The organism is Pseudonocardia kujensis (assembly GCF_021283305.1).
GTDB lineage: Bacteria > Actinomycetota > Actinomycetes > Mycobacteriales > Pseudonocardiaceae > Pseudonocardia > Pseudonocardia kujensis.
The window spans coordinates 1-7,602 of sequence record NZ_JAJSOK010000128.1 but is presented as its reverse complement, the minus strand read 5'-3'; the positions used below and the strand labels follow the sequence as shown (position 1 = coordinate 7,602).

Annotated in this window: 6 protein-coding genes and 1 pseudogene; 3 read left to right on the top strand and 4 right to left on the bottom strand. The window is 76.5% G+C overall.

The genetic code is table 11. The annotated features are described in order from the left end of the window. Window positions 1-582, bottom strand: a 582-nt coding sequence (locus tag LWC35_RS38285; protein WP_232875491.1) for a circularly permuted type 2 ATP-grasp protein, incomplete at its 3' end; no start/stop codon positions are given. Between the two features lie 87 nt (window positions 583-669). Between LWC35_RS38285 and guaA the strand changes: the two genes are divergently transcribed. Then, window positions 670-2,256, top strand: a complete 1,587-nt coding sequence (gene guaA, locus LWC35_RS38280) for a glutamine-hydrolyzing GMP synthase (protein WP_232875490.1) — start codon at window positions 670-672, stop codon at window positions 2,254-2,256. A 54-nt stretch (window positions 2,257-2,310) separates the two neighbouring features. Here the strand turns inward: guaA and LWC35_RS38275 are convergent, their stop codons facing one another. Both LWC35_RS38275 and LWC35_RS38270 read right to left on the bottom strand, forming a co-directional pair. After that, on the bottom strand, window positions 2,311-2,535 hold the full coding sequence (locus tag LWC35_RS38275) for a hypothetical protein (RefSeq protein ID WP_232875489.1): 225 nt from the start codon (window positions 2,533-2,535) through the stop codon (window positions 2,311-2,313). After that, window positions 2,528-3,799 carry a PspC domain-containing protein gene (locus tag LWC35_RS38270; protein ID WP_232875487.1) on the bottom strand — a complete coding sequence of 424 codons (1,272 nt, stop codon included), beginning with the start codon at window positions 3,797-3,799 and terminating at the stop codon, window positions 2,528-2,530. The genes LWC35_RS38275 and LWC35_RS38270 overlap by 8 nt, the downstream gene beginning before the upstream one ends. A 108-nt stretch (window positions 3,800-3,907) precedes the next feature. Between LWC35_RS38270 and LWC35_RS38265 the strand changes: the two genes are divergently transcribed. Both LWC35_RS38265 and LWC35_RS38260 read left to right on the top strand, forming a co-directional pair. Then, window positions 3,908-5,179 carry an ATP-binding protein gene (locus LWC35_RS38265; RefSeq protein WP_232875485.1) on the top strand — a complete coding sequence of 424 codons (1,272 nt, stop codon included), beginning with the start codon at window positions 3,908-3,910 and terminating at the stop codon, window positions 5,177-5,179. Beyond that, a complete protein-coding gene (locus LWC35_RS38260) occupies window positions 5,176-5,868 on the top strand; it encodes a response regulator (RefSeq protein WP_232875483.1) in 693 nt (230 codons plus the stop codon). Before LWC35_RS38265 ends, LWC35_RS38260 begins: the two co-directional genes overlap by 4 nt. Window positions 5,869-5,941: 73 nt before the next feature. Here LWC35_RS38260 and LWC35_RS38255 read toward each other — a convergent pair. Then, window positions 5,942-7,602 (bottom strand): annotated as a pseudogene (locus LWC35_RS38255) (hypothetical protein); the annotation flags it as partial.

Here is a 7,602-nt window from a genome sequence, read left to right as displayed (position 1 = left end):
CACCCGCGCTACCACCCGGCGGTTCGCCACCGCGTACCCCGCGCCCGACGGCGCCTGGACCCGGTCGCCGAGCACGGTCCAGCCGGGGGGCGAGCGGCCGAGGTCGACGCCGGAGAGGAACAGCTCGCGGCGCGGCGGGGAGCCGGCGGGTCGGCGCCAGCCGTGCAGGTAGCCGGGGTGCCCGTCGACGACCTCGACCGGCAGGAGCCCGCGGGTGATCGTGGCGCGGCGGCCGTAGAGGTCGGCCAGCAGCCGGTCGAGCAGCTCGGCCCGCTGCGCGACGCCGCGTTCGAGGCCCGCCCACTCCGCGCCGTCGAGCACCAGGGGGAGCGGGTCGAGCTCCCAGAGCTGCTCGGACTCGGCGCCGGGCGGGTGGTAGGCCACGCCGTCGTCGGCGAGCAGGCGCAGGGTGTCGGCGCGGCGGGCGTGCAGCCCGGCGGGGCCGGCGGCGTCGAGGACCCCGGCGAGCCCGGTCCACGCCGGGCGGACGGCCCCGGTGTCGTCCCGCATCTCGTCGTAGGGAGCGGTGGTCGTCGGCGGTGTCAGCGGCGCCGGGCGGGCGCGGGACGTCCCGCCGTTCACCCCCCCAGCCTTCCACAGGGTCCGTCCGGTTCCCGCCGCTCCGGGCGCCGGACCGGGTGACGCACGTCGCCGATTACCCTGGTCGCCGTGGAGAACCCCACCGTCCTCGTCGTCGACTACGGCGCCCAGTACGCCCAGCTCATCGCCCGCCGCGTGCGCGAGGCCCAGGTGTACTCCGAGATCGTCCCGGCCGAGACGTCGGTCGACGAGATCGTCGCGCGCCGCCCCGCTGCCGTCGTGCTGTCCGGCGGCCCCTCCAGCGTGTACGCCGAGGGCGCGCCGCGGGTCGACGAGCGGCTGTTCGAGGCGGGCATCCCGGTCTTCGGCATGTGCTACGGCTTCCAGGCGATGGCGCAGGCGCTCGGCGGCGAGGTCGCGCCGGACGGGACCCGCGAGTACGGCCGCACCGAGGTGCACCTCACGCGCGACGCCGGGGTGCTCCACGACGGGCTGCCGAGCAGCCACCCCGTCTGGATGAGCCACGGGGACTCCGTCACCCGCGCGCCGGAGGGCTTCACGGTCACGGCGTCGACCGACCGGGTCGCGGTCGCGGGCTTCGAGAACCGGGAGCGGCGGCTGGCCGGCGTGCAGTACCACCCCGAGGTCGGGCACTCCCCGCACGGCCAGGAGGTGCTGCGCCGGTTCCTCCACGAGATCGCCGGCATCACCCCGACGTGGAACACCGCGTCGATCATCGACGACACGGTCGAGGCGATCCGCGCCCAGATCGGCGACGGCCGGGCCATCTGCGGCCTCTCCGGCGGGGTCGACTCGGCCGTGGCCGCAGCGCTGGTGCAGCGCGCCATCGGCGATCGGCTGACGTGCGTCTTCGTCGACCACGGGCTGCTGCGCGCCGGCGAACGCGAGCAGGTGGAGAAGGACTTCGTCGCCGCGACGGGCGCCAACCTGCACACCGTCGACGCGCGGGACCGGTTCCTCGACGCCCTCGCCGGGGTCACCGACCCCGAGGAGAAGCGCAAGATCATCGGCCGGGAGTTCATCCGGGTCTTCGAGGCCGCGACCGCCGACGTGGTGGCCGCCGAGTCGCGCGGTACCGATGCCGACTCCGCTGACGCTCCGTCCGTCGGCTTCCTCGTGCAGGGCACCCTCTACCCGGACGTCGTCGAGTCCGGCGGCGGCTCCGGAACGGCCACCATCAAGAGCCACCACAACGTCGGCGGCCTGCCCGACGACATCGAGTTCGCGCTGGTCGAGCCGCTGCGGGCGCTGTTCAAGGACGAGGTCCGCGCGGTCGGGGCCCAGCTGGGGCTGCCCGAGGTGATCGTCCAGCGCCAGCCGTTCCCCGGCCCCGGGCTGGGCATCCGGATCATCGGCGCGGTCGACGCCGAGCGGCTGGAGACCCTGCGCCAGGCGGACGCGATCGCCCGCGAGGAGCTCACCGTCGCCGGCCTGGACCGGTCGATCTGGCAGTGCCCGGTCGTCCTGCTGGCCGACGTCCGGTCCGTCGGGGTCCAGGGCGACGGCCGCACCTACGGCCACCCGATCGTCCTGCGCCCGGTCAGCTCCGAGGACGCCATGACCGCGGACTGGACCCGGCTGCCCTACGAGGTCCTCGAACGGATCTCCACGCGGATCACCAACGAGGTCGCCGAGGTCAACCGGGTCGTCCTGGACGTCACGAGCAAGCCGCCGGGCACCATCGAGTGGGAGTGAGCGAACGGGGCCCTCGCCCACCGTGTGAGCGAGAGCCCCGTTCGGGTCTCGTCGTCAGCGCCTGCGCACGCTCGCGACCAGCAGCACCAGGCCGAGCACCACGGCCCCGCCGGCGAGCAACCAGCGCGCGTCGAAGGCCGACAGGTCCGGGGCCCGGCCGAGGAACCCCGACCCGGCGATCCCCAGGCTGACCAGCCCCACGATCAGGGCCAGCGGGTCCGGCATCCGGCGGACCGCGGCCCGCTCCTGCTGCCGGGTGTCCTGCTCCTGCTCAGACACGCTGCACCTCCACGGAGGCGGCGCCCCCGGTCAGGTCGAGGACGAGCGGGCGCCCGGAGCGGACCCCGTCCGCGCCGAGGTCGTCCGTCACGGTGAGCTGGGCGTCCGGGCTGCTGTGGCCGGTCCCGTCGAAGGTGATCTCGCCGAGGTCGACGTGGCCGTCGACCGTCACGTCGGCGTCCCGCGGCACGAACACCCGGATGTCGCCGACGCCCACGCTCGCCGAGGTGCGGACCGGGGTGGCGGTCTCGCCGGGCGGGACGCCCAGGTCGAGGTTGCGCAGGTCCAGCTCGATCGACCCCGCGCCGCGCTCGTAGCTCGGCGCCACCGCGGCGGGCGTGGTGGGCGCGGCCCGCAGGTCGCCCACGCCGGAGCCGAAGTTCGCCAGCGGCACCTTCACCGCCAGCGACGCCCAGGTCAGCACGGCCAGCAGCAGCGCGAACGGGATGAGGCCGCGGCCGCCGCGGGTGAACGCGCCGACCACCAGCCCGACGCCGAGGATGGCCAGCGCCGTCGCGAACACCACCGGCAGCCCGGCCAGGCCGGAGGTCAGGAGCACGACCGCGCCCGCGATGCCGCCGCCGAGCAGCGCCAGGGCCAGCGTGACCGGGGTGACCCGGCTGCGGCGGCGCACCGGCGCCGGCTCGGGTGCGGGCTCCGACGGCTCCGGCAGGTCCCAGGCGAACGGCGCGGCGCCCAGCGGGTCCCAGGCGGGCGGGGTGCCGCGGTCCAGCGGATCAGGGCCGAGCGGGTCCTTCACCGGGGGCGCGTCGGGCCCGTCGACCACGCCGTCCTCGACGGACGTGCGCACGGTCGGCGCCTCCTGCGCGACCTCGAGGCCCCGCTGTCCCCGGCTGCGGTGTAGCAGGAAGAGCAGCACCAGGACCGCCAGCACGGGCAGGATCACGCTGCCGTCGTTGCCCCAGAAGAGACCGCTGGTCAGCAGCAGGGCCAGGATCAGCCCGGCGAGCACCAGCGGGGGCGCGGTGCGGCCGGAGCTGCGCGCCGCGGTGTCGGTGGCGGCGCCGTCGAGCGGGTCGTCCCTGTCGGCCGCGGGCAGCAGGACCCAGCCCGCCAGGTAGAGGGCGATGCCGATCCCGTAGAAGGCGGCGACGGCGAAGCCGACACGCACGAGGACCGGGTCGATGTCGTAGCGGCGGGCGAGCGCGGCGGCCACGCCGGCGACCTTGCGGTCCCGTCGCGGCCGCGACGGGCGGGTCTCCCACATGTCCCGCAACGTCGTCCCGACGTCGGTGCTGTTCATACCGCCGACCCTCCCCGCCCGCGCGCACCCACGGTATCGGGGACGACCCCGAGAAGCCCCGGGGCCGACCCCGGTGTCCGGGGTTCCTCCGCGTGTGACCATGGAGCGGTGACCAGTCCAGCCACCCGCGCCGCCCCGCTCGCGCGCCGCCGGTCCGGCCGGCTCCTCGCGGGCGTCGCGGGCGGGGTCGCCGACCACCTCGGCATCGACGTGCTGTGGGTGCGGGTCGCGTTCGTGGTGCTGGCCGCGGCCAACGGTGCCGGCGTGATCGCCTACGGGCTGCTGTGGGTCTTCGTGCGGCAGGAGGCCGCCGACGTCACCCGGCAGGTGTCGGTCAAGGAACGCCAGCAGGCGATGGGGCTCGCCGCGCTCGGGCTGGGCATCGGACTGGCCGGCGCGGCGCTGCAGAACCAGGTGGTGGGCTGGATCGTCGGCCCGCTCGGTGTCGCGGCGCTCGGCGCGGCCGTCGTCTGGCGCGAGGCCGACGAGGCCCAACGGCGGCGCTGGACCAGCGGCGCCCGCAGCGGCTTCCTCGGCGGCGGCCGCATGGCGCTGCTGCGGGTCGGTGCGGGCGGGGTCTTCGTGGCCGCCGGCATCACGGTGTTCCTGCTCGGCAACCTCGACCTGGGCCAGCTGCAGTTCGGCGTGCTCGCGGTGCTCGCCACGCTGGTCGGCGTCGCGGTGCTCACCGTGCCGTGGTGGGTGCGGCTCGCCCGCGACTTCGGCGAGGAGCGGCGGCAGCGGATCGTCACGGCGGAGCGCGCGGAGATCGCCGCGCACCTGCACGACTCGGTCCTGCAGACCCTCGCCCTGATCCAGAAGCAGTCCCACGACCCGCGCGAGGTGCAACGCCTGGCCCGCGGGCAGGAGCGGGAGCTGCGGAACTGGCTGTACGGGCCCTCGGGCTACGGCCGGGGTGGCCGGCCGGCGCCCCCCGGGGAGACCCTCGCGTCGGCGCTGCAGGCCGCGGCCGCCGAGGTGGAGGACACCTACGCGATCACCGTCAACCCCGTGATCGTGGGCGACCACCCGCTCGGCGACGCCGACGGCGACCTGCGCGCCCTCGTCCTGGCCGCCCGCGAGGCGATGGTCAACGCGGCCAAGCACGCCGGCGTGGACGAGGTGAGCGTGTACGCCGAGGTGGAGACCGGGCCGGACGCGGACGAGGACCCGGCACGTACCGAGGTGCACGTGTTCGTCCGCGACCGTGGCAAGGGCTTCGACCCCGACGCCGTGCCCGAGGACCGGCACGGCCTCGCCGACTCCGTGCACGGCAGGATGGGCCGGCACGGTGGCCGGGTCCGGCTGCGCAGCACGCCGGGGGAGGGCACCGAGGTGCACCTGGAGATGACGATCGAGGCCGAGCGGGAGGACGCGTGAGCGAGCCAGCGGGGACCGAGCCGACCACGGGGCCGATCAAGGTCTTCCTGGTCGACGACCACGGCCTGTTCCGGGCGGGTGTCCGCGCCGAGCTGGAGCGCGGCGCCGCGGGCGACCCGCCGATCGAGGTGGCCGGCGAGGCCGGGTCGGTCGACGAGGCCGTCGCCGGGATCGGGCACCTCAAGCCCGACGTCGTGCTCCTCGACGTCCACATGCCCGACGGCGGCGGCGCTGCCGTGCTGGCCCGGGTCCGGCCGGTGCAGCCCGAGGTGGTGTTCCTCGCGCTGAGCGTCTCGGACGCCGCCGAGGACGTCATCGCCGTGATCCGGGCCGGAGCGCGCGGCTACGTCACCAAGACGATCTCCGCGCGGGAGCTGGGCGACGCGGTGCGGCGCGTGCGGGCCGGCGACGCCGTGTTCTCGCCCCGCCTCGCCGGGTTCGTGCTCGACGCCTTCTCCGACCGCCCCGGGGCCGCCCCCGCCGTCGATCCCGAGCTCGACCTGCTCACCCGGCGGGAGCGCGACGTGCTGCGGCTCCTCGCCCGCGGCTACGCCTACAAGGAGATCGCGGGGGAGCTCTTCATCTCGGTGAAGACGGTGGAGACCCACGTGTCGAGCGTGCTGCGCAAGACGCAGCTGTCGAACCGCTACGAGCTGTCCCGCTGGGCCTCGGACCGCCGGCTGGTGTGAGGGCGCTCCACGCCGGTCCACGGAACGACGAAGGCCCGCTCCGGTCGGAGCGGGCCTTCGGGCGAACGAGAGGTCACCTGCCGCCGAGGAGACCGCCGACGGCCTTGGTCGTGCCCTCGAGGCCGCCCGTGACCGTCTTCGCGGCGTTGCCGACGCCCTCGGAGGTCGCCCGCAGGAGCGAGCCCGAGCCGCTCGACCCGCCGGAGCTCCCGGAGTCCTCGCCCTGCGAGGCGGAGCTGCCCGAGCCGCTCGACCCGGAGGAGCGCGAGCCGGTGTCCGAGCGGTCAGAGCTCGAGCCCGACGCGGACTGCGAGCCGCTCGACCGCGAGCCGCCGGTCTGCGAGCCGGACCGGGACTCGGGGGCGCTCGCCCCGGGGCCGCTCGATCCCGGGTGCGCGGAGCCGCCCTGCGGGCCCGATCCGCCGGACCCACCACCGAGCAGTCCGCCGACCGCACCCTGCACCGGCGCCGCGACGCTGCCGACCACGTCCTGCACCGGCGCGGGAGCCGCGCTGGTCACGGTCTCGACCGCCCGCGTGACGGGCGCGAGCTTCGCGGTCTGCTCGACCGCGGAACCGGCCTGACCCGCGGCACCCTGCACCGCCCGGGCGGCGGGGGCGGGCGTGCTCGGCGTGGCCGCCGAGGTGTCGAGCAGCCCGGTCACCGGGGCGGCCGCCTTGAGCAGCGGGTCCGTGATCGGGGCCGTGGCCTTCAGCAGCGGCGCGGTGAGCGGCGCCGCGGCGGACAGCACCGGCGTGGTGACCGGCTCGAGGACGTCGGCGAGGGGCGTGACGGCGGGCTTGAGGGCGTCGGTCACGGGGGCGACGACGTTCTCGGTCACCGGGGCCACGACGTCCTCGACGACCGGCGTGGTGAGCGGTCCCACCGCACCGGCGAGCGGTGCGACGACGGGCGCCGCGGCCGAGGAGACCGCACCGCCGACGGCGCCGACGGTCCCGGTCGCGACCTGCGCGACGGGCCGAACCACGGGCGTCACGGTGCCGACGACCTGCTGCGCCGTCCGGCCGACCGGCTCGAGCACGGGCGCCGCGGTCCGGCCGACGGTGTCGACGACCCCGGTGACACCGCGGGTCACGGGGGCCAGCGGGGCGGCGGCGTCGTCCACGCCGCCCACGATCCCGCCGACCGCCTCGGTCACGGGCGAGACGACCCCGCCGCCGACCGCCGAGGTCACGGGCTTGACGACACCACCGCCGACCGCGTCGGTCACCGGGGTGAGCACCTGGCCGACGGGCTGCGTGACGCCGCCGCCGACCTGACCGACCACGTCGCCGACCGTGCCGACGACGCCGCCCACGACGCTGCCGTCGCCCGACCCGCCGGAACCGGAGCCCGACCCGCCACCGGACGTCCCGCCGCCGATGGTGCCGCCACCGCCGAGCACGGGATCGAGGACGTTGCCCGGGGCGCCGCCCGTGCCGCCGGTGCCCGGCGCGACACCCGCACCGGTGCCGCCGCCCGCGACGGGAGCCGCGGCGACCGGGCCGACGAACGACGCCGCACCCGGGCCGCCCGCCGCCGTGCGGGCGGGCACGCCGCCGAGCGCGGCCGCGGTGGCCGGGTCGACCAGCGCCGACGGGAAGGCGACGGTCATCCAGGAGGTCGGCGCGCCCTGGCCGGCGTCGAGCCCGCCGGCGCCGGCGGCCCCGCCGAGCAGGGCGCCCTGGATCCCGTCGCGCAGGGACATGCCGGGGAAGCTGCCGTCGGCCGCGG